Here is a 23,011-nt window from a genome sequence, read left to right as displayed (position 1 = left end):
ACCTTTATTCATAGCAGTGACTCCAATCTTATTTTTGTTATTTTGGCTTGTTCGCCCGCGGCTATATTTAGCTCTGTACTGCGGGTGTTGTGTATGCGCTGCTCTATGAGTTCGAGCATTTGTTCGGCCGTTTTACCGGTGGCGCACACAATAAAAATAAAGCCAAACTTGTTCAGGTACTCTTTATTGAGGGCAATCATTTTGGTAAGTACGGCTTCGTTTGCTTTGCTCATACCCGATTGCTCATGCCCCGCTTTTTGTGCGGTAGCAGCGTATTTTTTGCTAAGGGTTGATAAGTCGCCTATTTGCGGGTGGCCTTCAAAGGCAGCTAAATAGTCGCTTTCGCCAAGGTTATCCCATGTGCTTTGTGCGCATTCAAACAGCTGCTGAGCACTTTTAAATGGCATTGCTTTTACCATGCCCGCCACCCAGTTAGGGGCCGCGCAGCAATGCTCAAGTGCTTGTTTTACTTGTGCATCATTTAGCGAATTTATTTGTAAACTGCTCATGCGTCTACTTCCTCCTGCGTGGTGCTAATTAATGCATTTTTTAGTGTGCGCCATTGCAAGCCTTGGCGTTTTGGCGCTTGGGTTTGCATAGCCTGATAAAGGCCAATTAGCTGTCCACTAATCGAAATAGCCACTTCCATTGGTAATTTGCCCGTAATGTTATTAAGCCCAACAGGGCAGGTCATTTGCTGTATTTGATCTGCTGTAAAATCGCGATGTGCTAGGCGCTGCTTAAAGCGTTTGGCTTTAGTGTCAGAGCCAATTACACCAAGCCAATTGGCATCGGCGCGTTTAATAATGGCTTGGGTGAGTGCAAAGTCGAGCTGGTGGTTATGGGTCAATATTAAGTAGTTGTTAGCTTTAGGCGCACGTTTTACTTGCTCTGTTGGTTCTTCATCAACCACTTTTACTACGTTATTTGGAATAGCCTGTGGGAATACATCGGCGCGGCTATCTATCCAGCGTATGCGCATAGGTAGTTGTGCCAATATACCAATAAGCGCCTGTGCTACGTGGCCTGCGCCATAAATGTCTAAGGTAAAGCGCTCGCATTGCATGCATTCAAGCATAACGGTGGCAGCCCCGCCGCAGCACTGGCCTAAATTTGCACCTAGGTTAAATTGCTCAATTACTTGGGCGGCATCGCCTTTGGAAAGTAGTTCGCGAGCTTTTTCTATTACTACGTATTCAAGGTGGCCACCGCCAAGGGTGTCGTAAATATGCTCGCCGCTTATTACCATTTTTGAGCCTGTACCACGTGGGGTTGAGCCATTGGTGCCAAGTACCGTGGCAATTACATAATTAGTGCCGCTTTGTTCGTGCTCGTTTATAGCCTGCGCCCAATTTTGCGTATGAAAACCCTGAAACGACTCATTTAAACTAGTCATGTTGATGCTCCTTAAACCAGCTAGCGGTTTGCTCAATTGCACTCAATACTCGCTCTGGGGTTGCGGGTGTATCCAGTGGTGCGGTGTATTTGTAATCAGCCACACTACTTATGGCATTACGAATAGCGCTCCATACACTAAAGGCCAGCATAAATGGCGGCTCGCCTACGGCTTTTGATCTAAACACGGTGGTTTCTGGATTTGCTGAGTTATAAAGATTGATGTTAAATTCGGCAGGGGTATCGCCAATGGCTGGTATTTTGTAGTTGGCTGGGCCAAAGCTTGCAAGCTGGCCTTTATCATTCCATTGTAAGTCTTCAGTTGTTAGCCAGCCCATACCTTGCAAAAAGGCGCCTTCAATTTGCCCTATATCAAGTGCTGGATTAATTGAACTGCCTACATCGTGCAGTATATCAACGCGGGTTACCGTGTTTTCGCCCGTAAGCGTATCTACTTCTACTTCGCTGAGTGCTACGCCGTGAGCGTAGTAAAAAAACGGACGGCCTTCGCCTTTGGCTCTGTCGTAATGAATTTTAGGTGTGGCGTAATAACCCGTTGATGAAAGCGATATACGATTCATGTAAGCAAGGTTTGCAAGTTCACTAAAGCTTATTTCACCTTTACTAAAAGTAATGAGGTTATCTTTAAATGTAATACTTTGACTGTCTACTTCAAAGTGCTCGGTAATAAAGTTTATTAAGCGCTCTTTTATTGTGTTTACTGCATTTAGCGCCGCCATACCGTTTAAGTCGGTACCGCTTGAAGCCGCTGTTGGCGAGGTGTTTGGCACCTTGTCGGTACGCGTAGCGCTAATACTTACCGCGTTAAAATCGACCCCAAAACCATGGGCTACAATTTGCGCAATTTTGGTGTTTAACCCTTGGCCCATTTCGGTGCCGCCATGGTTTAAATGTATAGAGCCATCGCTGTATACATGCACTAATGCACCGGCTTGGTTTAAGTGTTGTACCGTAAACGAAATACCGTATTTAACCGGCGTCATCGCAAGGCCTTTTTTGATAATAGGTGACGATGCGTTGAATGCTTTAATAGCATTTTTACGTGCCCAGTAGTCACCCGACTGCTCAAGCTGAGCAATCATATCTATTAAAATATGTTGCTCTACGGTTTGATGATACGGCGTGGTGTCGCGGCCTTTTTTATATAAATTGAGTTTTCTAATTTCAAGCGGATCTTTACCTAATTTGGCGGCTATATCGTCCATTATTAGCTCGCCCATAATCATTCCTTGCGGGCCACCAAATCCTCTAAATGCGGTATGGCTTACGGTATTTACTTTACAGCGATTACCCTTAATTGTGGCGGCTGGGTAGTAGTAGGCGTTATCGGCATGAAACATGGCTCGGTCTACAATTGCATCTGATAAATCGGGGGAGTAGCCACAAAATCCGTTTACGGTAATGTCGGCACTTTCTATTAAACCATTTTCGTCAAAACCAACATGATAGTGATTATAAAAAGGGTGGCGCTTACCGGTTAATTTAAAATCGTCGCTACGGGCTAGGCGCATTTTTACTGCGCAGCCAAGGTGGTAAACCGCTAGCGCTGCAAGGCATGCCCATGGCGCGCCTTGGGTTTCTTTGCCGCCAAAAGCACCGCCCATACGGCGGGTTTCTACGTTTACAAAGCTAAATGGCTTTTTTAAAATTTTAGCAACTAAATGCTGCACCTCAGTAGGGTGTTGCGTAGAGCACTGAACATGAATGCCCCCGTCGTTATCAGGTTGCGCCAGCGCTATTTGGCCTTCTAAATAAAAGTGTTCTTGCCCGCCTATGTTTATTTCGCCTTTAAGCTGGTGGGCTGCGTTATTAATGGCTTGTTCGCTGTTACCACGGTCAAGTGAATGGGGCGGCCTCACCCAGTGCTCTTTGCTAATGGCTTCTTTAATATCAAGTGTGGGCGTAGTTTGCTCGCACTCTATAACCACCAAACGTGCAGCGCGGCGCGCTATTTCATAGGTGTCGGCAACTACTACCAACACAGGTTGTCCGTGGTATTGAATTTCATGACTGGTCAGCAGTACATCACCTGGAAATACCGGGCCAATATCTAATTTACCCGGAACATCTTCGGCCGATAAAATACGTTTAACGCCTTCAACTGCCAGTGCGAGACTGGTATCTATTGATTTAATAAAGCCGCTTGTAGCAGGGGCGAGCACTGGGTAGGCATGCAGGCAACCGTAAGGCTCAGGGTTATCGTCGGCAAAATTTGCACTGCCACAAACTTGTTTAATAGCGCTTTCGTGATATTTAGATTGTCCAACGCTACCACCTTGCGCTTTTAGTTTATCCATTTCAAAGTGACGCATGTGAGATCCTCGTAATGGCAATGTTGTTATTGTTGCGTGCTTGCGGCTCACAAAACTCAATACCAATGCGTTGTAATAAGTTTTTGCTTACCGTGGTGCGATAATGCGCACTGCTTCTTACATCGCTCATGGGCGTAAAGTCATCGTTAATAGCCGTTGCTGCGTCTATAAAGCTACTTACTTGTAACGATTGAGATATCAGCTTTTGCTCAATATGCTGCGCGCGCTTAGGAATAGCTGCCATACCGCCCATAGCGCAGCGGGCTTGAGTAATCATGTTTTGTGAATGCTCTATAGCAAGTACCAAACAAACGGTAGATATATCGTCTTCAAAGCGTTTTGATATTTTATGACAGGCCAGTTTTAGCGACTCTGGGCGCTTTGGGATGGTGAACTTGCTAATTACTTCATCGCTTTTAAGAACTGTTTTTTTGTAATCAATAAAGTAGTCGGCAACTTTTATAGTGCGCGTACCAGCGCTGCTTAATAAATCCATTGATGCATTAAGAGCGATTAAAAGGGGAGCTGGATCGCCAATCGGAGAGGCATTCCCTATGCTGCCACCTAGTGTGCCGCTGTTACGTACTTGGCTTGATCCTAAGCGTTCAAATAGCTCTTTTGACTCTGGGTAATGGTTATAAAATACCTCAACAAATTGGCTATAAGGGAGTGCTGCACCAATGTGTAGCTCACCGTTATTATCTGCCAAGGTGCAAAGGTCCTTTACTTGGCTAAGGGAGATAATTACATCCGGTAAGAGCATGTTTTGGCTAAGCTCAATGGCAAAGTCGGTGCCACCAGCAACTAAATGTGCATAAGGATAAAGCGCTTTTAGCTCAACAAGTTGCTGGGCAGTTTGTGGTAAGTAAAATTTGCGAGAACCATTTTTTAAAAATGGAATATCGTCATCATATTGCGTATTAAGTGATGCTTTAAATTGAGCGGCCATTGCTGAGTAAGGTTCAGCTTTACGCTCATAGCTATAGGCTTTTTCGGCTGTAAGTAATATAGGGCTATAACCTGTACAGCGGCATAAGTTACCACCAAGTGCATGAATAACCGCTTTTTTACCAGGGTACGTTGGTTCATTAATATAAAGAGCCAACAAGCTCATTATTATACCAGGCGTACAAAAACCACACTGCGAACCATGGCACTCTACCAGTGCACGTTGTACGGGGTGTAAATCGGTTAAGTTTGGGTATAAGCCAGTAGTCACAGCCTCTACCGTTACTATATGTTTTGCATGCGCATTACCTAATAACAATAAACAGCTGTTCATTGTTTTGTATTGCCAACTAGTTTGCCCGTTTGCATTTATACGCTCTTCACCCACTAAAATTGTGCACGCGCCACAGTCGCCAGTTGCACACCCTTCTTTGGTGCCCACTTTCCCTTTTTTGGTGCGAAGCCAGTCCAAAATGGTGAGACTTGGCGAGCATTCTTGTACTTCAATTGGTGTGTTATTTAATAAAAATTGAATCACACAGACCCCCTTAATTTTTATAAAGCCCTGATACATAAAGGCTTGGCGTATGTTTTTTCTTGTTGTTTGCGCACGGGTAACAAAAATACTTTTTAGTATTAGTAAGTTTATTGCAGTTACTATGCCATTGTTGACCGTTTGGTCAGTCAGTGGTTTTGGGCGGCTAAATTATCGAGGCGTAGGTAATAACGGTGTAGCCTTAAAAATTGAGCATGGTGAAGTGCATGCCTTATTAGGTGAAAACGGTGCAGGTAAAAGCACATTAATGAAAATGCTTTATGGTGTGGTTAAACCTGACCAAGGGGACATGTTTTTTAATGGTCGTTAATACCAATAAGCAGCGAAAAATTAGGAGAACACTCACTCTAATTACCAACACAATAAACTCTTATTTTTTGTTTATAAGTTAATTGTCGGATAGCATGGCTTCGCCATTTATCCGACCTACGTCAACAATAAAATTAGGGTAGATGTCAGCGTTATTTTTTATGTAATTCTGTAAGTTGGATAGGTATAAAATTATTAATCTTTGATTCAATATTTGTGAGCTATTTCGCTTATTTTGAGTGTATAAATAGCGCCAGCTTAATTTATGGGCCTACTTATAAACAACGTGTAAAAAATACCTACTTTTAAAATAATTACCTTCTCAAATGTTACCTTTCATAAAACCTAACCTCAAACTGCATTCAGTGTGAATTACAGCGTTGTTTTTAAATGTATTTTTTAAAGTTAATTTAACTTTTGAAGGATGTTTTTTGGCACGTAAGTTGATACAACTCCTTATAAATTTTAAAAAGGAATTACCATGACTGCTGAATACTTTATGGTACTAGGGTTACTCGGTGTTGCATTTTTTGCTGTTGCAGGGGCATTGCTTGGGTATGAAAAAAACATTAGTGGCTTTGGCGTAGTAGTGGTTGCAACCGTTACAGCATTAGGAGGCGGTACCCTCAGAGATATACTTTTAAACAAACCGGTATTTTGGATTGCTACCCCACAGTATCTATATTCGACCTACGGGGCCGTTATAGCAACAATTGCATTTATTCGATACTTACCGCGCGTTAATAACTACTACTTTTTATTGGTAGACGCTGTGGGTATGGCGCTATTTAATATTATGGGGATAGAAAAAGCACTCATTAATGGCTCCGGTATGGTGGTCGCAATTACCATGGGTATCACTACAGGTATATTTGGTGGTTTAATACGTGACGTAATTTGCCGTGAGGTACCAACTGTTATGCGCAGCGAACCTTACGCCTCTGCGTGTTTAGCGGGTGGTGCAGTCTATGCTGCTTTATTTAGCCTTAATGTAGATTACATTTGGTGTATTTTAGGATCATTTTTCACGACTATCTTTTTAAGATTAGGCTCTTTGCATTGGGGTTGGCATTTAACTATTTTCAGAAAAAAAGACTTCAGAGATCAAAGCGACTAATTTTAGCTACTAGTAGCTCGCGTTTGCATGTGGTACTCGTAATTATCTTCATCAATAATGGTAAAATTGAGTCGTTTATAAAGCTTTAATACTTCCTTATAATAGCCCTAAAGTTTATATTTTTAGGGCTATAGCGCTTTTAATTAGGTACGACTAAAACAAGCGCATAGAGTTAAACATGCTGGTTAAGCTAACAAAGATATTACTACCTATACACAGCACTACCAATACCCAAGTGCTTTCCACCAAAGCCCGCCAATAATTCCCCATACACTTAAATTAATAATGCTCATTATAAGGCCCATTACCCACCAGTCTTTTAATGATACATAGCCTGAGCCAAACACTATGGGTGATGTGCCTGTTGCGTAATGCGTTAACGACATCATCAGTGATGAAGCGCCAGCTAACAGTAAACCTAAAAATAAAGGCGGAGCGCCAAGCGCCAAACCTGCGGCGTAAAATGCGGCAAACATAGCAGTAATATGTGCTGTGGTACTGGCAAAAAAGTAATGAGCGTAAAAATACACAGCTACCAATATAATAGCCGATACAATCCAGTCAAAGCCCAGTTGCGCAATGTTGCTCTCAACAAGTGTTGAAAACCACGTTACCAAACCTAATTTATTTAAAAAAGTGGCCATCATTACTAATGCTGAAAACCAAACAACGGTACCCCACGCAGACTTTTCTTTAAGTACATCGTCCCAGCTTAATACACCAGTCACTAATAAAACCGACAAACCTAAAAAAGCCACTGCGGTTGTGTTAACTGCGTAGTCAGCCCCTAAAATCATTGCAGGTACGCCGGCCCATAAAACAAGCAGCATAGCAAAAACACCCACCATTATTTTTTCGCCATAACTCATTGGGCCCATTTCAGTTAATTTAGATTCTGCGTAGGTTTTAGCGTCGGGTGTACTTTTAACTTCAGGTGGGTAAATGGCATAAACAACCAAAGGCACAAGGGCAATACATAGCAAACCAGGAACAAGCGCTGCCAGCGCCCACGTACTCCAAGTAATACTGATATTTGCACCGGTAGCATCAGCAATCAGCTTTACAATTAGCGGGTTTGGCGCAGTTGCTGTAATAAACATAGCTGATGTAATAGGGTTTATATGGTAGCTCACTAAAGCAAGGTAGTGCCCAATTTTACGAGATGTACCTTCCTCAGGAGACGAGCCAAAACTTGTTGCTATCGACTTCATTATTGGGTGAATAATAGCGCCGCCTCGCGCGGTATTACTTGGCGTTACAGGCGCTATAACAAGTTCAGAAAGTGCGAGTGCATAGCCAATACCAACTGTTTTTTTACCAAAAAGAGAAATAAAATTATAGCCAATACGATTTCCCAAACCAGTTTTAGCTAAACCCCGAGAAATAATAATAGCAATACCAATCAACCAAATTAATGAATTAGAAAAGCCACTTAATGCATCTTTAATAGCGCCTGATGGGCTGTCATTAGTTACGCCGGTTAATGCAACAGAGGTAATAGCTAAAATAGCAATGGCGCCGATTGGCATTGCTTTACCAATAATGGCAACTACAGTACCAATAAATAAAGCGAGCAAATGCCATGCGTTTTCGGTAACACCTTGCGGAGGCGGTACAGCAAACCAAAGTAGTAAAACAATGGCTATAGAAATCAGTCCAGAGGTAACTCGAATATCAGTACCCTTCATTAAAAAATGTCCCTAAGTTTTAGAAATGCATGCATTCTGTTTATTGAAAAGGCAACGTTATTCTACTTCATTTAATAATAAAAAAGATGACGCACATCATATGAATATTAGACTTATTTAATTTTATTAATAAAGAGGAAATAAACTATAAACTAAAGTGATTGATTACATTACCCGATAAGAGCATCAAACGCACCGCCCTAAAAACAAATTAACTAAGAGTCAAATAACAATACTTTAGTAAACGCTAGTTCATATTGCGTGACGTAATATCCATACAGAACTTTAAGTTAAACATACGTTCGTGCAGCGTTCCCATTTTTATTTGACTCAATTTATTGGACATTCTTTTTATGAAATTAAAGTTATTTATCGCAATTATTTTTAGCACTTCGATGTCGTCCTACGCGACAGAAGCAGTAGATAAAACGCAGTTTTCATTCGAAGACTTAAAAGCGCTGGCAAAAGCCTCAGCCGAAAAGCCCTATACGCCAACTAAGGTGCCATCGCCGGAGTTAATCGATAAAATTACGTATGACGAACACTGGAAAATACGCTTTAAAGAAGATGAAACTTTATATCCAAGTGGAAAAAAGGCGCCCGTACAATTATTTTACCCTGGGCGATATTTTCCTGAGCCAGTAAGTATTTACATCAGAGACGATAAAAATCAGGTTCAAAATGTACCTTTTAGTAATGATGTTTTTGATATGCCTGATGACAGCCCAGCTCACGATCTCCCAGAAGGGTTTGGATTTGCAGGTTTTAGAATAATGCGCCCAGATATGAAACCAGATTGGATATCTTTTTTAGGTGCGTCTTATTTTCGTACCGACGGGCCAGAGGGGCAATATGGACTGTCGGCTCGAGGTATTGCAATTAATACGGGTATGAATCAGGCAGAAGAATTTCCGCGCTTTTCTGCATTTTGGATTGGCCCCGCAGAGAAAAAAGGTGAAAGCGTGTCTGTTTGGGCATTGCTTGAAGGGCCTTCTATCACTGGTGCTTATCGATTTGGTTTAAGTAAAGATAACAAAGAAGCCAAAGGCCATATTACCTCTGTAACGGCTAATTTGTATATGCGCGCCGATGTTGAACGCTTAGGCGTAGCACCGTTAACCAGTATGTATTGGTACTCACAAAAAGATAAAACAGAAGCTAAAGATTGGCGCCCAGAAATTCACGATAGCGATGGCCTTGCGATTCACACAGGATCGGGTCAATACGTTTGGCGCCCATTAAATAATCCTCAGTCGGTGTCGACCAATAGTTTTATTGATGAGAACCCAAAAGGGTTTGGCTTAATCCAAAGAGATCGTGACTTTAATAACTACCAGGACGACGGCGTATTTTACAATAAGCGTTCATCAGCGTGGATAAAACCTACTGACGATTGGGGCAAAGGCGCAGTTCAGTTAATAGAGATTCCAACAAAAGATGAAACGTTTGACAACATTGTGGCCTATTGGGTGCCCGAAAAAGAGGCGCGCAAAGGTGATGAGTTTACCTTTTCTTATGATATTGAATGGCGTCCACTCGATCCAAAATCAAAAACGCTTGCAAGCGTTGTAAATACTCGCCAAGGCTTAGGCGGAATTCCCGGCCAGCCTATTCCTGAAAGCGTTAACAAGATGGTGATTGATTTTGAAGGTCCAGTATTTAAAGGCTTAGATAACAAAAGTGGTATAAAGCCGATTGTTGAAGCCAGCAACGGTGAAATACTAGAACCTATTGGAGTTTATCCGGTAGTTGGTACAAACCAATGGCGATTAGCGTTTGACTACAAACAAGCTAACAACAATCCGGTGAACATACGCGCGTATTTAGTTGATAAAAATGATGAAGCTATAACTGAGACATGGGTAAGTGATGCAAAGGTAACGATTAAATAAGACCTTAAAGTAACTGTTTAGCATATTGTTCTTAAATGAACTCAGGCGCTTTTTATCCTTGTTCTTTTTAATGCTTGGCTTTATGTATGCTTTAATTAAATTTATAATTCAAGCATACAAATTACGTGCATAAAAAGTAATGGATATAAATTTTAGTGGAACTTAATATGACATTTTTAAAAAATGTAAAGCAACAAGCGGCGACTAAAACGCCTTCTGAATTAGAGCGTTTATGGCTGCGAATTGAAAAACATACTAAGCGTAACGCAAACTTTGATATTAAAAAGCAGATCCTGTTTTCTCAATTTCAAGAACAAGTAGAGCACCATGAGCAAATTCAAGCTCAAATGATTGCAGAACAAATTATTCATTTTAGTAAGTTTATCCAACGTAAAAGCTTAACTATTGAACAGCGTAATGAACTTGTGGATTGGATAAATGAAGATTTAGATTATTTGTCAGAACATCCATTCATTGGCGAGTTGAATGTTGAGGAAGTGTCTCAAGTTTTTCAATCTTACCTAAATAAGTATAACCAAGATACGGTTAGTACAATCCCTTCTTCAGAGTTAAACATATTACGTAATATGTTACAGCAAGATTTCCCCGGTTTAGAATTAACAGATGACGAACTGAGAGAAATAACAGCTGATCCTTCATTGCTTTATAAGCACCTTGACGAGCAAGGTTTTGGTGAGGAGAAAGATGATGAAGCGTTTAGTGCAGATAATATGCACTATGAACAAGATGAAGATTGGGATGACTTTTTTGACCAACACGAGCGATTTGATCGCGATGAAATTAAACAACAAAAAAACAACTCAAAATTAGAAAAGTTATTTAAAGGCTCGCAGCTAAACAAAATGTATAAACGTTTAGCATCTAAGTTACATCCAGATAAAGAATCTGATCTTGCAAAAAAAGCAGAAAAACACGAACTAATGCAACAGTTAGTACAAGCTCGAAAAGAGAAAGACGGTTTTACTTTATTACAACTTTACATAAGCCATTTTGACGACGATGTCGATTTTGACGAAGAAACCAAAGCAAACTTAATTCCGTTACTGCAAAATAAAATAATCGAGCTAAATGAACAGCATCGGCAACAAAAAGAAAGTAATGACCAATATACAATTGTGTGGCGTAAGTTTAATGGTCGTAGTAAAGCGCAAATTAAAGATAATTTTGTAAACCATTTAGCGGCGCTAAATAATGAATGTGATGAAATTGCTAAACGTTTAGAGTATTGCACTACGGTTAAATCACTTAAAGAAGAGCTTAACAACCGAATTATGAATAAACGTCATATGCCCATGTCTTTAGAGGCGGCTCTGGAAAACATGTTCAATTTTTGATGAATTAACAGTGACGCCAGCCTAAGTTTTTTCATTAAGTTAGAATGGCTGTCCTGTTTAGCTGTTTCTTTACGCTGCGGCAACTGTATTGCCTTGTTCATAATGTAGAAAAGCTGCAAAACGCGATGTATTAAGAAAGATAAGCCCTTAGTACCTCAATAAAGTCACTCAAACACCAGTGTTCCCTTCTAAAATACTAATTTAAACAACACCGAACACTTTTTGTATTTTACGTAAAATACAGTAATCGATTGAATCAAAATATGAACTCGGCTATGGTTTGTTTATCAATAAAAATAAAAAAACGAGTTAACCTGCAGCTTGTTAGCTGTTTCGAGGGATTGTATGTTTTTTTTGAGTAAATTATTTTGTTGGGAGCGAGGCAGGCAAAAATCAGGCTACGATAAAATGTTGATTTGTGGTGCTACGTGGCCAATTAAATTTGATACATATTTGCTTAAATTCCCGCAAGGAAGTGAAATAGCACCACACACAGACAAAGTTGGATCTGGTAAACACTATCGATTGAATATAGTACTGAAAAAAGCAGATTTGGGTGGTGAGTTTATTTGCAGTGATCCGATATTTGAAACAAAGCGGGTTAAGCTATTCCGCCCTGATGTAAGTGAGCATCAGGTATCAAAAGTTATAAAAGGTAATCGATATTTACTCAGCATTGGGTGGATAAAAGGGAGCGCTAAATGCTAGATTTAAGACCTAATTGTGAATGTTGTGATAAGAATTTACCTGCACAGTCCACAGAGGCTTTTATTTGTTCATTTGAATGCACATTTTGTTTTGGCTGTGCTCAAACGGTATTAAATAACGTGTGCCCAAACTGCTCAGGTAATTTGGTTCAGCGGCCAATTCGCCCTTTGGCTGCACTAAAAAATTACCCAGCATCGACTAAACGGGTATTAAAAGAAAGTGCTTGTTCGCCAAACACATAAAAACATAAAGTATAATAATTACATTTCTGGGTATGGAGATCTGATGAGAAAATCCTTTGAATTTACTGTTAAGTCAATCAAAGTTAAAATAATTAACACTTGGTTTAGTGGTGCTAAATTATATGTAAATGGTGACTTACGAGATACTGACAAAACTTTGTTAGCTATTAGGAATAATACTTTACTATCTGCAAATTTAGGTGAGTTGGGTGTTCTAGAAATCAAGCCATTATCGGGTTTAATTACCGTCGAAATGGATGCATATTTGGTTAATGGTACAAACATTCAACATGTATATAGCTCACATAAACGCCTTAGCCTAAAAGAGCAAAGGGCAGCCCGATAAAGCTACTTTAAATAACGTATATTCCTGCATTTACCTGCCTTCAGTAATAACCTCCAAATGACTTTAAGGAGGTTTAAGCCCCTAAGCATACCAAGTTAATATACTTGGTTTACTCGATTACCTTAAATCACTCACACTCTTTCACATAAAGTAAAAGCGCGCTGTACATTACACTGAGTGCCTTTGTTACATCGCTGTCGATAACCGCTTCTGCTGGGTGATGGCTTATACCGCCAGGGCTGCGTATAAACAACATTCCAACGGGGCAAATTGGAGCGATTGCCATTGCATCGTGCCCTGCGCCTGAGGCAAGTGAAGGCGATGCTTGGTTATTGAGTTTACATGCGCTTGAAAACAAATGCTGAATTTTAGTGTCGCACGCTACGGCATCGGCGGCATGCGTCCATTGCCAATCAAGCGTTAAATTGCGTTTGCTTGCTATAGATTGTGCGCTGCTTTGTATGGCGCTTAGTAAGTTAGCGAGATCGGTGTCGCTTTGTGCACGTGCGTCTAGGCTAATGGTCGTTTTACCTGCAATCACGTTTGTAGCCCCAGGGCGAGACTGTATTTGCCCTACGGTGGCAACTTCGCCATTTTTAGCATTACTTGCTAGTTTTTCAATTTCGGTTACTAATTCTGCGCAGCCTGCTAACGAATCCTGACGTAAATTCATAGGGGTTGTACCCGCATGACCGCTTTGCCCTGTTAGGGTAAGCATGGCGCGTTTTGCTCCTGCGATTGCAGTTACAACCCCTAACGCCTGATTAACCGATTCGAGTACAGGACCTTGTTCAATATGAGTTTCCCAGTAACCTAGTAATTCGTTTTTGTTTAGTGCGGCCTTTGCGTAGTCGTTAGGGTTTAGGCCAAAGTCGAGCATGGCTTGGCGCATAGTTATGCCGTTTGTGTCTTTAATGTTTAGCCACTGTGGATCAAATTCGTTAGCGAGGGCTTTTGAGCCAATTAAAGTTGTGGCAAAGCGGGTGCCTTCTTCATCGCAAAAGCCCACTACATCTAAATGAAAGGGCAGGTCGAGCTTTAACTTATTTGCAAGCGCTGCAATTTCTATCCCCAGTAGTACACCTAAAATACCATCAAACGCACCTGCGTTTGGTACGGTGTCGAGGTGCGATCCTATAATTAAACGTTTAGCATGTGGGTTTGATGATTTTAGTCGTCCCCAAAGGTTGCCCACTTCGTCTTGCCACGATTGCATGCCAGCCTCAACCATCCACGATGCAGTAACGGTGTTACACTCTTTGTGCTCTTTTGATAAGTACACACGGTGAATGCCACCTTGCATTTGCGATAGTGTGCTGAGGGTTTTACAGCGAGATAAAGCGCGTGTTGCGTATTCATCAGCAAGCTCTTTATCTAATAAAGGACTGTGTTGTGGGCTTACAATCGTCATGCTAAATCCTTTTTTTATTTATAGTGAGCAAGGGCGGCAATGGCGGCTTCGCCTTTAGGGCCTTTGTAACCGTTGGCATGTAGGCAAGCGTCTAAGCTTGCCAGTGTTTGTAATACGGTATCTTTTCGGGCGTTGTAGCCCATAGTGCCAATACGCCAAATTTTTCCATGCAATGGTCCAAACGAGGTGCCAATTTCTATTCCGAAATCGGTTAGCATTTGTCCGCGTACGTGATCGGCATTAATGCCCTCGGGTATATACACACCCAGTACGTTGTTCATTTTATGTGTTAAATCACCAAATACATTTAAGCCGAGCGCTTGAATGCCTGTTAGCATGGCATCGCCATGTAATTTGTGGCGCGCTACGCAGTTATCCACGCCTTCTTCAATTACTATGCGGGCGCATTCTGAGGCGCAGTACAGCATGCTGGTGGCTTCGGTATGATGATTTAGGCGCTCCTCTCCCCAGTAATTCATGATCATGCCTAAATCAAAATAGTTTGAGCGTACAAAGGGCTCTGTGCCGTCGGTATGCTCCGCTGTGCGAATACCTGCTTCTACCTTTTTACGTTTTTGGATCCACTCGGCGCATTTGTCGCTAAGCGTTAATGGCGCAGACCCAGAAGGACCGCCTAAACACTTTTGCAGACCAACCGAAAGTGCATCGAGTTTCCATTCATCGGCAGGAAGTTCGTTACCCACAATAGAGGCGGTGGCATCGCAATAAAATAGTACATCGTGCTTTTGGCAAATATCGCCAATATGCTCAAGAGGTTGGTTCATGGTGGTGGATGTATCGCCTTGTACCATAGCAAGTACATGGGGTTTTACATCAACAATGGCTTTTTCGATTTGCTCTGGCGTAAACACTTCGCCCCACGGTACTTCTATTGTGTGCACCTTTGCGCCAACGCGTTCTGCTATTTCAGCAAGTAGGTGGCCAAAGCGCCCCATAATTGACACAAGTACTTTATCGCCTGGGCGTAAAATTGAGCATAATACGGCTTCAATCCCTGCGCGCGATGTGCCATCTATTAGCATGGTCCATTCGTTTTTAGTTTTAAAAATTTCGCGGTAACGTGCCATGGTTTCGTTCATAAAACCGGTCATTACTGGGTCGTATTGGCCTATAAGCTGCGCCGACATAGCACGTAAAACACGAGGGTCGGCATTAATTGGGCCTGGTCCCATTAATAAACGCTGTGGTGGGTTTAAGGTTTGAACTTGCGTGTTATTAAACATATTTTAGGCTCCCAGAGTCTGAATAAGCATGCGTATGCCGGTTATCATTAAGACAACGGCAAAAGCGCGTTTTAGTTGTTTTTGATCCAGCTTGCTACCAATTTTTACGCCAATAGGCGCAAATAAAATAGTCAGCGGAATAATAAGAAAAAAGGCAGGGAGGTTAACCAACCCCCACGTACCTAGGGGAGCATCGGTTGGCGTTGTGCCAATACTTAATAAGGTAATAACGCCAGGTAGCGCAATCAACAAACCAAAAACGGCCGCAGTACCTACTGCAACATGGGCGCGTACATTAAATGCGTTTAGCATAGGTACGCCAATAGTACCGCCACCTATGCCAATCATTACCGACAAACCACCTACAATACTAGCCATAACGCCTTGACCAAATTTACCTGGCAGTTGTTTTACAAGCGCGGGTGCGCCGGCTCTAAATAACATGTTTAAACTGACTAAAATAGCAATACAGGCAAACATAAGTACCAGTGCATTACCGCGTATTGAGTGCGCTAAGTAGCTGCCTACAACGGCCATAACTAAAATAAATGGTGCCCAGTATTTTATTAGCGCAAGGTCAATATTCCCTTTGCTATGATGCGAGCGAATAGATGAGAGCGAAGTAGGTACTATGGTTGCAAGTGATGTAGCGGTGGCTATCATCATTGCCGACTCTGGGCTTACGCCAAAACCTTGCAGTAAAAAATACAGCACAGGGACGATAACAATACCGCCGCCTACACCAAAAAGTCCTGCTAAAATACCGGCAAAAATACCGGTTGCTATTAAGGCTACTATAATTGGCCATTGATTTATTATTTCTGACATTGTGTTCCTGCTGTAGTTACTGTTGCACGTCCATCTGAACGAGGATCTGTTGCAGCTTCAAGGCTTGTAGGTGTATCTAAAATAGCCCCAGCGTGCCCCATCATTTCGTTATTATTATCAACGCTTACCCAATCGTGGTCACGTTGATTTAATTCATGTTCTATATGAAAAACTAACTCTTTTTCAATTTTTAAATTTGTACTCGTATCGCCCCATGTGCGTCCAAGTAACCAACGAGGGTCGCTAATTGCTTGTTTTATTGATTTATTTCGCCACGCGTAGCCTGCAAAAACAGCGGCTTGAGTTTGTGGCTGCCCTTCACCGCCCATTGTTCCGTAAGCAAGTCGACGACCATCGCTAAACTTTGCCAGTGCTGGGTTAAGTGTATGAGCGGGCTTTTTATTAGGAGCAAGGGCGTTAATATTGTTACTCGCATCAATATCTTCATTGTTTAAACTAAAGCTTAAACCACGGTTATTCCACACAAAGCCGCCTTCACTCATTAATATTCCGCTGCCAAATTCCCAGTAAATACTTTGAATAAAGCTGACTAATTGCCCGTTTTTATCTCTGGCTGCCATCCACACAGTATCGCCAGGCTCTGCGTTAAATGGCCATTTTTTGGCTTTACTCATATCAATATTGTTAGCAAGTTCGCTTAAGCGATTATCGGTTAGTGCGTTTTTACAATCATCCCCTAACACATCAGGGTCAGCCCAAAGGGTAGGGCGATGGGTAAAGCTTTGTTTAGTTGCCTCAACAATTAAGTGCGTCCAGTCGGCATCGGTTTTAGCTAAATGCTTTAACTTATTTACGGCACCAATTATTTGTAGTGAATGCACGCCCTGTGTTGGCGCGGGTAAGTTGTAGCAATCAATACCACTGAGGTTTGCATTTAGCGCAGTAACTACCTCTGCTTTAGTATTTGCAATGTCACCTGCGGTAATTGAGCTGCCTGCTTTTGCTAAGTCGGCGGCAAATGAGTTGGCAAGTGCGCCTTCATAAAATGCGTTTAAACCATGCTTTGCTAGGTATTCAAACGTTGCTGCAAGTTTAGGGTTTTTAAAATGCTGGCCTGCTTGTAAGGGCTTGCCATTGGGTATGTAGAGGTTTTTAAACGCGTCATTGGTATTGTTAGCAGTGGCTAGCTTTTCGCAGCCTGCTTGCAAGCTTTTTGTAATGGTAAAACCCTCGCGAGCAAGTTCAATAGCAGGTGCTAAAATTTTTGACAGTGGTAGTGCCGCATGCTCATCTAGTTCAAGCGCCTTTTGCCAACCGCGAATTGTACCCGCTTGAGTTAGTGCGCTTAATCCGCCGCGCTCTGGTATTTGCGTGAGCGAGTTATACGCCGTTGTATTAGTTGCTGCGCGGCCGCAGGCGTCAATAGCGGTAGGCGTTTTTTGGCTTGGGTTATCGATAAGCCAAAAGCTGTCGCCACCAATTGAGTTCATATGTGGATATACAACGCTAATCGCAGCGGCAGCCGCTACCATAGCCTCGGTAGCTGTACCGCCTTGTTTTAGTATATTTATACCCGCCTCTGTTGCCGAAAAATGAGACGCGGTAAATGCAATGTTGTGTGTGGTCATGCCGGTGTGTCCTGTTTAAAGTGTGCAGCTAGGTGCTTAACGCAAGCAAGTAGGCTTTTATCGTTACCGTGGCTCATCATTAATGAAAAACCATACGGATGATCATTTGCTAAATCAGCCAGCGGTAAATGCACTTGCGCTGAGCCACTAAGCCCTGCAATTGCCGAAAGCGTAATAATTTGCATGCGTAAGGCGCTTGTGTCGGCGCCTAATTTAGGTGCGGTTGTGGGGGTGGTTGGCAAAAATAAACAGCTGTTTGTATTTAGGTTTTTAGCTATTAGTGTTTGCCATTGGGTTTGTACTTTTAGTGCTTCTTGTTCTTCTTGATCAGTTAGGGCAAGCGCCATATTAAAACGTGCCGCAATTGCAGGAGCAAACTGGGGAAGTTGCCCCGGCAATTGAAGCCAATCTTTATGCGTTTTTGCGATTGCTCGCCCTTGCAGTACTCTAAAACTATCAGCAAGTTCATTTAATAAGTTGCTGTTAGGTAGTTCAAATTCTTTATGGTGCTTAAAATTAGGCTTGGTTTTTTCAAGCAATTGTTTAAGTGGGGCTTGTAAAGCAGGGTCAACGAGTTCAAATAGTGCTTCGCAAATAACCAGCGTATTTACTTCGCGGATTCAAATCTGAAGTGCATAACGTTTAGGCGGCTTTAGCCGCCAAGTGATCCTGCATCAATTTTGCAGGCGTTTCAAATCCAAGTGTCTTCCTCGGACGATTATTAAGTTGCTCAAGTACTGGTATAACTTGCGCTGGTGTTACCGCCTTAAAATCGGTGCTCTTCGGCCAATACTGACGTAGTAATCCATTCGTGTTTTCATTCAATCCGCGCTCCCATGAGTGATAAGGGTGAGCAAAATAAACAGGAACACTTAAAGCCTCTGTGATTTGCTCGTGATAAGCGAACTCTTTTCCATTGTCAGCCGTGATGCTATGAAGCGCTGACCTATATGGCCTTAATAGCTCTATCGTCGCCGCAGTGACGGCTTGTGCTGTTTTGCCTGCCACCTGAGTTGATACAGTGAATTGGGTGACCCGCTCTACAATCGTAACAAGGGCGCCTCGATGACCTTTGCCTATGACGGTATCTATTTCCCAATCTCCGATACGGCCTTTCTCATCAACTATTTGTGGGCGCTCTTCAATGCTAACGCGATTTTTTATTTGCCCTCGGTTTGTTTTACCATGACTGCGCTTGTGATATTTCTTACCGTGTCGGCGCAGATGTAGGTATAACTCACCACCTGCTTTTTTATCTTCCCAGATATACAGATAAATGCATTCATGGCTGACAGACAGTTCACTTTCTTTGCGTAACCATCCCGTTATTTGTTCAGGACTCCACTTCTCATTAAGCTTCTGGGTAATTAAAGCTATCATTTCAGGTGTCATCTTAAGCGGTTTTCTTACACTTCTTCGGCGAAACAAAGCCCGCTCATGAGCTTGTTTGTGTCTGTAACCTCGCTTACCTGTATTTCTAGAAAGCTCTCTTGAAATCGTAGATTGCGATAAATTAGTTAGCTCAGCAATACTTTGTTGCGTAAAACCGCTTTTCTTTAGAACGGCGATCTGGCATCTTTGCGCATAGGTCAGTTGTTTGTAATGTCTCATTGTAAAATCTCTTGCCGGAGAAAAAGCAGTTAGTTTATGAGCAACTGACCACTTAATCTAGCCAAAACAAGTTATGCACTTACAATTTGAATCTAGGCTTTATTAATAGCTTGTTGTGGTAATAATATATCGCCAACGCTGCTTAATAGCTCGGCGCTTTGGGTAAGCCAACCTATGGTATCAAAAGGGGGAGCCAACGGTATTAGGCCGTCTTTTTCAATCACGTTATGGCTTGGCCTTATGCCATATAAACCACAATAGCTGGCGGGTATTCTAATTGAGCCGCCGGTGTCGGTGCCTAAGCCAATATCAGCTAAGTTAGCAGCAACTGCAGCAGCAGACCCCATACTCGAACCACCGCAAGCATGCCCTTTTAATTTAGGATTTTGCGCAGCGCCATAATGTATATTACTACCCTCTAAGCTATAAGCCAGTTCGTCAGTATGGGTAAAGCCTATAAAGTTACAACCAGCGGTCATGAGCTTATTAACCGAGCTTGCCGTATTTTTAGCCGGTTTAGCTGTTTTAAACCAGTTTGGGTTGCCTGCGCTGTTACGCTCGCCCTTTACTGCAAATACATCTTTTACAGCTAAGCGATTGTTTGCAAGCACTCCAGAGTGGTTTGTTTGCCACAGGGTAGGACCGTGATTGCAAAATATACCTTTGTTGTTTTTTTTATCACTCATTTGCAGCTCATTATTATAAAACTGACCAAGTACTTACTTATTAAGTTAAGAGTGATTAAAAAGCGGGCTGGTTATTATTATTTTAATACCAATTTTATTAAAAAAATGATCATTCTATTGGATTAAATAGCGCACTTACTTCGTTAAAAATTATTCATAGAGAACAACTATATGTCATAATTTTTGCCTTGTTATTGCGCTATTTTCTTCGCGTCATAATAGATCACTAATTTAATGCAATTGCTAAAGCTGTGCTTTTTAATCGGTAGTTTTGATTTTATAGTGCTTAGACTAAGCAAGAGGAATGCCATAAATTAAAATCCTGTCCAACTGGTCAGGATTTAGTGGGTTGTATGAGATTTGTAAGTGTGGGCTGTAGAAATAGTGAGATTAAAATGAGCTAAAACAAACCAATTTGGTGCGCAGATGCACCAAGTTGGTCTTTATTTATATGGTTTTGAGTGCTAAATAAGGGGCGTTTTACTGATGATTAAACCGTTAATATCGGCGTAAACCCAATCGTTAGGTTCAATAGTGGTGCTAAGCATGGTAACAACTTGGTTTTTATCACCAAAGCCGCGCTTTAAGGTACTACGCGGTGTAGAGCCTAGCGCCATTACAGGTAAGTTCATCGTGGCAAGTATTTCTATATCTCGGCAACAGCCATTTATTATTACGCCTTCCCAGCCATTACTTAAGGCACGTTCAGCCATAATATCGCCTATAAACGCAAAGCGTTTGCTCGCAAACCCGTTTATAACCAATACTTTACCTTCACCATTTTCATGCAATATATCGGCAGCAAAAGAGTTGTCTTCTGGGCAGGTAACGGTAACTACTTTGCCATAAAACGTGGTTTTTTTACCAAAGTGATAAAGGCCGCTGTCTGCTACTTGTACTTTATCGCGATGATCGTCAAATAAATCGGGTGTAGTAAAGGGGGTCATGGGTTAAGTCTCACTTTGCTCAGGTATTTTAAGACCAATACCTTTTAAAATTATGTGGGCAATTGATTGCGTAATCTGTGCCACATCGGTTTCGTCGTACTCTAATTTGTTCATTACGAGTAAAACCTCAGCCTGAAAGTCGGCGTAATATTGCGTGGTAGACCAAATAGTAAAGAGCAAATGGTAGGGGTCAACCTTATCCATTTTATCTGCGTCCATCCATGCTTGAAGTACATCAACCTTTTGTTTAACCCAAGGGCGGGTATTGGTTCTAAAGTAGTTTTGTAAATAAGGGGCACCGCGCAGTATTTCACTAGCAAATAAGCGAGATTGCATTGGCTGATTTACGGCCAGTATTACTTTGCTTTTAATATAGTTATAAAGCACGGTAGCTGGATCGTCGTTAATTGTGACGTTATCAAGCCCTAAGTTCCAATTAGCTATTATGCGGTCAATTACAGACTCGTACAGACCATCCTTACTTTTAAAGTAATACAAAATATTAGCTTTTGGCACCTGCGCTTCTTTAGCAACCATGCTCATACTTGCTCCGTCGTAACCTAATTGCGAAAACAATTGCTCGGCGGCATCTAAAATTAGTTTTTGGTTTTTCTCGCGTGTGACTTCTTTTTTATTTGGCTTTATTTGTGTGGTCATTATAAAGTTTGCGTGTTTAACGTATTGATTGATTGTAGCTTTACTGACCAAAAGGTCAATTACTAAAAAGGGTGAATTCTAAAAACAGGCGAGGGGTTTAAGCTATTAACTTTAATTGTTTAATTAAATAATTACTGTTAGTTTAGTTTCAAATTTACGAGTAGTACTTTTGGGTTGGCAAATGGATTTTATAAGCAAAAATAAATATACACTGTATGGAGTCGCTGCAATATTACTGTGGAGTTGCTTAGTTGCATTACTACGGGATATTTCTGAGTTGTTTAGCCCCATTGGTGGTGCAGCGGCCATGTATTCTGTCAGTGCGATATTTTTAATTTTGGTTATGGGAGTGCCCAAGTTTAGTGGTTTTTCGAAACGCTACTTGGTAATAGGTACTTTATTATTTGTAGCGTACGAAATTTGCTTGGCGCTTTCTATTGGTATGGCAAATAGCCGTCATCAGGCAATGGAAATGGCGGTTATTAATTATTTATGGCCCACGCTAACAATATTGCTCTCTATTATTATTGGGCGCAAAAAAGTAAGTTACTGGGTTTACCCAAGCATGATTATTGCTTTTTTAGGCGTTGCTTGGTGTATTACGGGCGATCAAGAAATGTCTCTCGATACGCTTGTTACTAACTTTGCTGATAATCCTGCTACTTATTTAATGGCATTAGCTGCAGCGTTTATATGGGCTATTTATTGCGTAGTTACGCAAAAACTGAGTAATGGTAAAAATGCCATTACGTTATTTTTTACTGTTACGGCAATGAGTTTGTGGGCGCAATATGGTTTTAGTAATGAAGCGCCATTAACGTTTTCACTCAGCTCAAGCATAACATTGCTATTAGCCGGTGTAGTAGTGGGGAGCGGTTATGCACTGTGGAATCAAGCTATTATTGGCGGTAACTTAATGCTTTTGGGAACGCTTTCGTACTTTACACCGGTGTTTTCTACTATTATTTCGGCGTTGTATTTATCTATTACGCTGAGTGCTTCGTTTTGGCAGGGGGTTGTGCTGGTAACAGTGGGCTCGCTAATTTGTTACTTTGTAACGCGAGAAAAGCCTAAACAACCCCAAATAGCGTCTGCAACATAAGACTAATTTTATTAAAAATAAGCCCTATTATTTTAGGGTTTTTTGTT

The 23,011-nt window shown here is 41.6% G+C and carries 19 protein-coding genes and 3 pseudogenes; 8 read left to right on the top strand and 14 right to left on the bottom strand.

Annotation, left to right across the window (positions count from 1 at the left end; all coding sequences use genetic code 11):
* Positions 1-8: 8 nt before the first annotated feature.
* From uraD to xdhA, 4 genes are read right to left on the bottom strand one after another with little or no spacing between them, the layout of a single operon-like run.
* Entirely contained in the window at positions 9-509 is a 501-nt protein-coding gene (gene uraD / locus RB214_RS17850; protein WP_309169344.1) for a 2-oxo-4-hydroxy-4-carboxy-5-ureidoimidazoline decarboxylase, read from the bottom strand.
* On the bottom strand, positions 506-1,396 hold the full coding sequence (gene xdhC, locus RB214_RS17845; RefSeq protein ID WP_309169343.1) for a xanthine dehydrogenase accessory protein XdhC: 891 nt from the start codon (positions 1,394-1,396) through the stop codon (positions 506-508). Before xdhC ends, uraD begins: the two co-directional genes overlap by 4 nt.
* Positions 1,389-3,728, bottom strand: a complete 2,340-nt coding sequence (xdhB, locus tag RB214_RS17840) for a xanthine dehydrogenase molybdopterin binding subunit (protein WP_309169342.1) — start codon at positions 3,726-3,728, stop codon at positions 1,389-1,391. The genes xdhC and xdhB overlap by 8 nt, the downstream gene beginning before the upstream one ends.
* On the bottom strand, positions 3,715-5,214 hold the full coding sequence (xdhA, locus tag RB214_RS17835; RefSeq protein ID WP_309169341.1) for a xanthine dehydrogenase small subunit: 1,500 nt from the start codon (positions 5,212-5,214) through the stop codon (positions 3,715-3,717). Before xdhA ends, xdhB begins: the two co-directional genes overlap by 14 nt.
* A gap of 121 nt (positions 5,215-5,335) precedes the next feature.
* Between xdhA and RB214_RS17830 the strand changes: the two are divergent.
* A pseudogene (locus RB214_RS17830) lies at positions 5,336-5,539 on the top strand (ATP-binding cassette domain-containing protein); the annotation flags it as partial.
* 483 nt (positions 5,540-6,022) lie between these two features.
* Positions 6,023-6,658 carry a trimeric intracellular cation channel family protein gene (locus RB214_RS17825; RefSeq protein ID WP_096794333.1) on the top strand — a complete coding sequence of 212 codons (636 nt, stop codon included), beginning with the start codon at positions 6,023-6,025 and terminating at the stop codon, positions 6,656-6,658.
* A 221-nt stretch (positions 6,659-6,879) separates the two neighbouring features.
* On the opposite strand, the gene RB214_RS17820 is transcribed toward RB214_RS17825, so the two are convergent.
* Positions 6,880-8,346, bottom strand: coding sequence for a DASS family sodium-coupled anion symporter (locus RB214_RS17820; RefSeq protein ID WP_309169340.1), 1,467 nt, complete (start codon positions 8,344-8,346; stop codon positions 6,880-6,882).
* Between the two features lie 353 nt (positions 8,347-8,699).
* Between RB214_RS17820 and RB214_RS17815 the strand changes: the two genes are divergently transcribed.
* The 5 genes from RB214_RS17815 (at position 8,700) to RB214_RS17795 (ending at position 12,889) form a co-directional block, all read left to right on the top strand.
* On the top strand, positions 8,700-10,238 hold the full coding sequence (locus tag RB214_RS17815; protein WP_309169339.1) for a glucan biosynthesis protein: 1,539 nt from the start codon (positions 8,700-8,702) through the stop codon (positions 10,236-10,238).
* 167 nt (positions 10,239-10,405) lie between these two features.
* Complete coding sequence (locus RB214_RS17810) at positions 10,406-11,593, top strand: hypothetical protein (RefSeq protein WP_309169337.1); 1,188 nt, start codon at positions 10,406-10,408, stop codon at positions 11,591-11,593.
* A gap of 345 nt (positions 11,594-11,938) precedes the next feature.
* A complete protein-coding gene (locus RB214_RS17805; protein WP_309169336.1) occupies positions 11,939-12,301 on the top strand; it encodes a 2OG-Fe(II) oxygenase in 363 nt (120 codons plus the stop codon).
* The gene (locus RB214_RS17800; RefSeq protein WP_309169335.1) at positions 12,295-12,543 is read left to right on the top strand and encodes a DUF1272 domain-containing protein; all 249 of its coding nucleotides are present in this window, start codon (positions 12,295-12,297) and stop codon (positions 12,541-12,543) included. Before RB214_RS17805 ends, RB214_RS17800 begins: the two co-directional genes overlap by 7 nt.
* Before the next feature lie 43 nt (positions 12,544-12,586).
* Entirely contained in the window at positions 12,587-12,889 is a 303-nt protein-coding gene (locus tag RB214_RS17795) for a hypothetical protein (protein ID WP_024596154.1), read from the top strand.
* A gap of 127 nt (positions 12,890-13,016) precedes the next feature.
* Here RB214_RS17795 and RB214_RS17790 read toward each other — a convergent pair whose 3' ends face one another.
* The 9 genes and pseudogenes from RB214_RS17790 to RB214_RS17750 form a co-directional block, all read right to left on the bottom strand.
* The gene (locus RB214_RS17790) at positions 13,017-14,300 is read right to left on the bottom strand and encodes an allantoate amidohydrolase (protein ID WP_309169334.1); all 1,284 of its coding nucleotides are present in this window, start codon (positions 14,298-14,300) and stop codon (positions 13,017-13,019) included.
* A 14-nt stretch (positions 14,301-14,314) separates the two neighbouring features.
* Complete coding sequence (locus tag RB214_RS17785) at positions 14,315-15,544, bottom strand: alanine--glyoxylate aminotransferase family protein (RefSeq protein ID WP_309169333.1); 1,230 nt, start codon at positions 15,542-15,544, stop codon at positions 14,315-14,317.
* 3 nt (positions 15,545-15,547) lie between these two features.
* Complete coding sequence (locus RB214_RS17780) at positions 15,548-16,372, bottom strand: sulfite exporter TauE/SafE family protein (RefSeq protein WP_007378545.1); 825 nt, start codon at positions 16,370-16,372, stop codon at positions 15,548-15,550.
* A complete protein-coding gene (locus RB214_RS17775; protein ID WP_309169332.1) occupies positions 16,360-17,961 on the bottom strand; it encodes a gamma-glutamyltransferase in 1,602 nt (533 codons plus the stop codon). Before RB214_RS17775 ends, RB214_RS17780 begins: the two co-directional genes overlap by 13 nt.
* Positions 17,958-18,581: pseudogene (locus RB214_RS17770) on the bottom strand (amidase); the annotation flags it as partial. The pseudogene RB214_RS17770 and the gene RB214_RS17775, both read right to left, overlap by 4 nt.
* Before the next feature lie 22 nt (positions 18,582-18,603).
* On the bottom strand, positions 18,604-19,572 hold the full coding sequence (locus RB214_RS17765; RefSeq protein WP_309168378.1) for an IS30 family transposase: 969 nt from the start codon (positions 19,570-19,572) through the stop codon (positions 18,604-18,606).
* Between the two features lie 101 nt (positions 19,573-19,673).
* Positions 19,674-20,258, bottom strand: a pseudogene (locus tag RB214_RS17760) (amidase family protein); the annotation flags it as partial.
* Positions 20,259-20,722: 464 nt separating this feature from the next.
* Positions 20,723-21,205: a putative 4-hydroxy-4-methyl-2-oxoglutarate aldolase gene (locus RB214_RS17755; protein WP_309169331.1), complete on the bottom strand. Its 483-nt coding sequence runs from the start codon at positions 21,203-21,205 to the stop codon at positions 20,723-20,725.
* Between the two features lie 3 nt (positions 21,206-21,208).
* Positions 21,209-21,862, bottom strand: a complete 654-nt coding sequence (locus tag RB214_RS17750) for a TetR/AcrR family transcriptional regulator (protein WP_004334664.1) — start codon at positions 21,860-21,862, stop codon at positions 21,209-21,211.
* Positions 21,863-22,043: 181 nt separating this feature from the next.
* Between RB214_RS17750 and yddG the strand changes: the two genes are divergently transcribed.
* Positions 22,044-22,964 carry an aromatic amino acid DMT transporter YddG gene (gene yddG, locus RB214_RS17745; RefSeq protein WP_309169330.1) on the top strand — a complete coding sequence of 307 codons (921 nt, stop codon included), beginning with the start codon at positions 22,044-22,046 and terminating at the stop codon, positions 22,962-22,964.
* The last annotated feature ends 47 nt before the right edge of the window (positions 22,965-23,011 follow it).

Source organism: Pseudoalteromonas sp. HL-AS1 (assembly GCF_031198785.1).
Classification (GTDB): domain Bacteria; phylum Pseudomonadota; class Gammaproteobacteria; order Enterobacterales; family Alteromonadaceae; genus Pseudoalteromonas; species Pseudoalteromonas distincta.
The sequence above is the reverse complement of the archived record's forward strand: the minus strand, read 5'-3'. Positions and strand labels throughout refer to the sequence as shown.

What these genes read in the sequence shown, in the direction of transcription:
- uraD (WP_309169344.1), bottom strand. Translation starts at nt 509, where the DNA reads ATGAGCAGTTTACAAATAAATTCGCTAAATGATGCACAAGTAAAACAA.
- xdhC (WP_309169343.1), bottom strand. Translation starts at nt 1,396, where the DNA reads ATGACTAGTTTAAATGAGTCGTTTCAGGGTTTTCATACGCAAAATTGG.
- xdhB (WP_309169342.1), bottom strand. Translation starts at nt 3,728, where the DNA reads ATGCGTCACTTTGAAATGGATAAACTAAAAGCGCAAGGTGGTAGCGTT.
- RB214_RS17825 (WP_096794333.1), top strand. Translation starts at nt 6,023, where the DNA reads ATGACTGCTGAATACTTTATGGTACTAGGGTTACTCGGTGTTGCATTT.
- RB214_RS17820 (WP_309169340.1), bottom strand. Translation starts at nt 8,346, where the DNA reads ATGAAGGGTACTGATATTCGAGTTACCTCTGGACTGATTTCTATAGCC.
- RB214_RS17815 (WP_309169339.1), top strand. Translation starts at nt 8,700, where the DNA reads ATGAAATTAAAGTTATTTATCGCAATTATTTTTAGCACTTCGATGTCG.
- RB214_RS17810 (WP_309169337.1), top strand. Translation starts at nt 10,406, where the DNA reads ATGACATTTTTAAAAAATGTAAAGCAACAAGCGGCGACTAAAACGCCT.
- RB214_RS17805 (WP_309169336.1), top strand. Translation starts at nt 11,939, where the DNA reads ATGTTTTTTTTGAGTAAATTATTTTGTTGGGAGCGAGGCAGGCAAAAA.
- RB214_RS17800 (WP_309169335.1), top strand. Translation starts at nt 12,295, where the DNA reads ATGCTAGATTTAAGACCTAATTGTGAATGTTGTGATAAGAATTTACCT.
- RB214_RS17795 (WP_024596154.1), top strand. Translation starts at nt 12,587, where the DNA reads ATGAGAAAATCCTTTGAATTTACTGTTAAGTCAATCAAAGTTAAAATA.
- RB214_RS17790 (WP_309169334.1), bottom strand. Translation starts at nt 14,300, where the DNA reads ATGACGATTGTAAGCCCACAACACAGTCCTTTATTAGATAAAGAGCTT.
- RB214_RS17785 (WP_309169333.1), bottom strand. Translation starts at nt 15,544, where the DNA reads ATGTTTAATAACACGCAAGTTCAAACCTTAAACCCACCACAGCGTTTA.
- RB214_RS17780 (WP_007378545.1), bottom strand. Translation starts at nt 16,372, where the DNA reads ATGTCAGAAATAATAAATCAATGGCCAATTATAGTAGCCTTAATAGCA.
- RB214_RS17775 (WP_309169332.1), bottom strand. Translation starts at nt 17,961, where the DNA reads ATGACCACACACAACATTGCATTTACCGCGTCTCATTTTTCGGCAACA.
- RB214_RS17765 (WP_309168378.1), bottom strand. Translation starts at nt 19,572, where the DNA reads ATGAGACATTACAAACAACTGACCTATGCGCAAAGATGCCAGATCGCC.
- RB214_RS17755 (WP_309169331.1), bottom strand. Translation starts at nt 21,205, where the DNA reads ATGACCCCCTTTACTACACCCGATTTATTTGACGATCATCGCGATAAA.
- RB214_RS17750 (WP_004334664.1), bottom strand. Translation starts at nt 21,862, where the DNA reads ATGACCACACAAATAAAGCCAAATAAAAAAGAAGTCACACGCGAGAAA.
- yddG (WP_309169330.1), top strand. Translation starts at nt 22,044, where the DNA reads ATGGATTTTATAAGCAAAAATAAATATACACTGTATGGAGTCGCTGCA.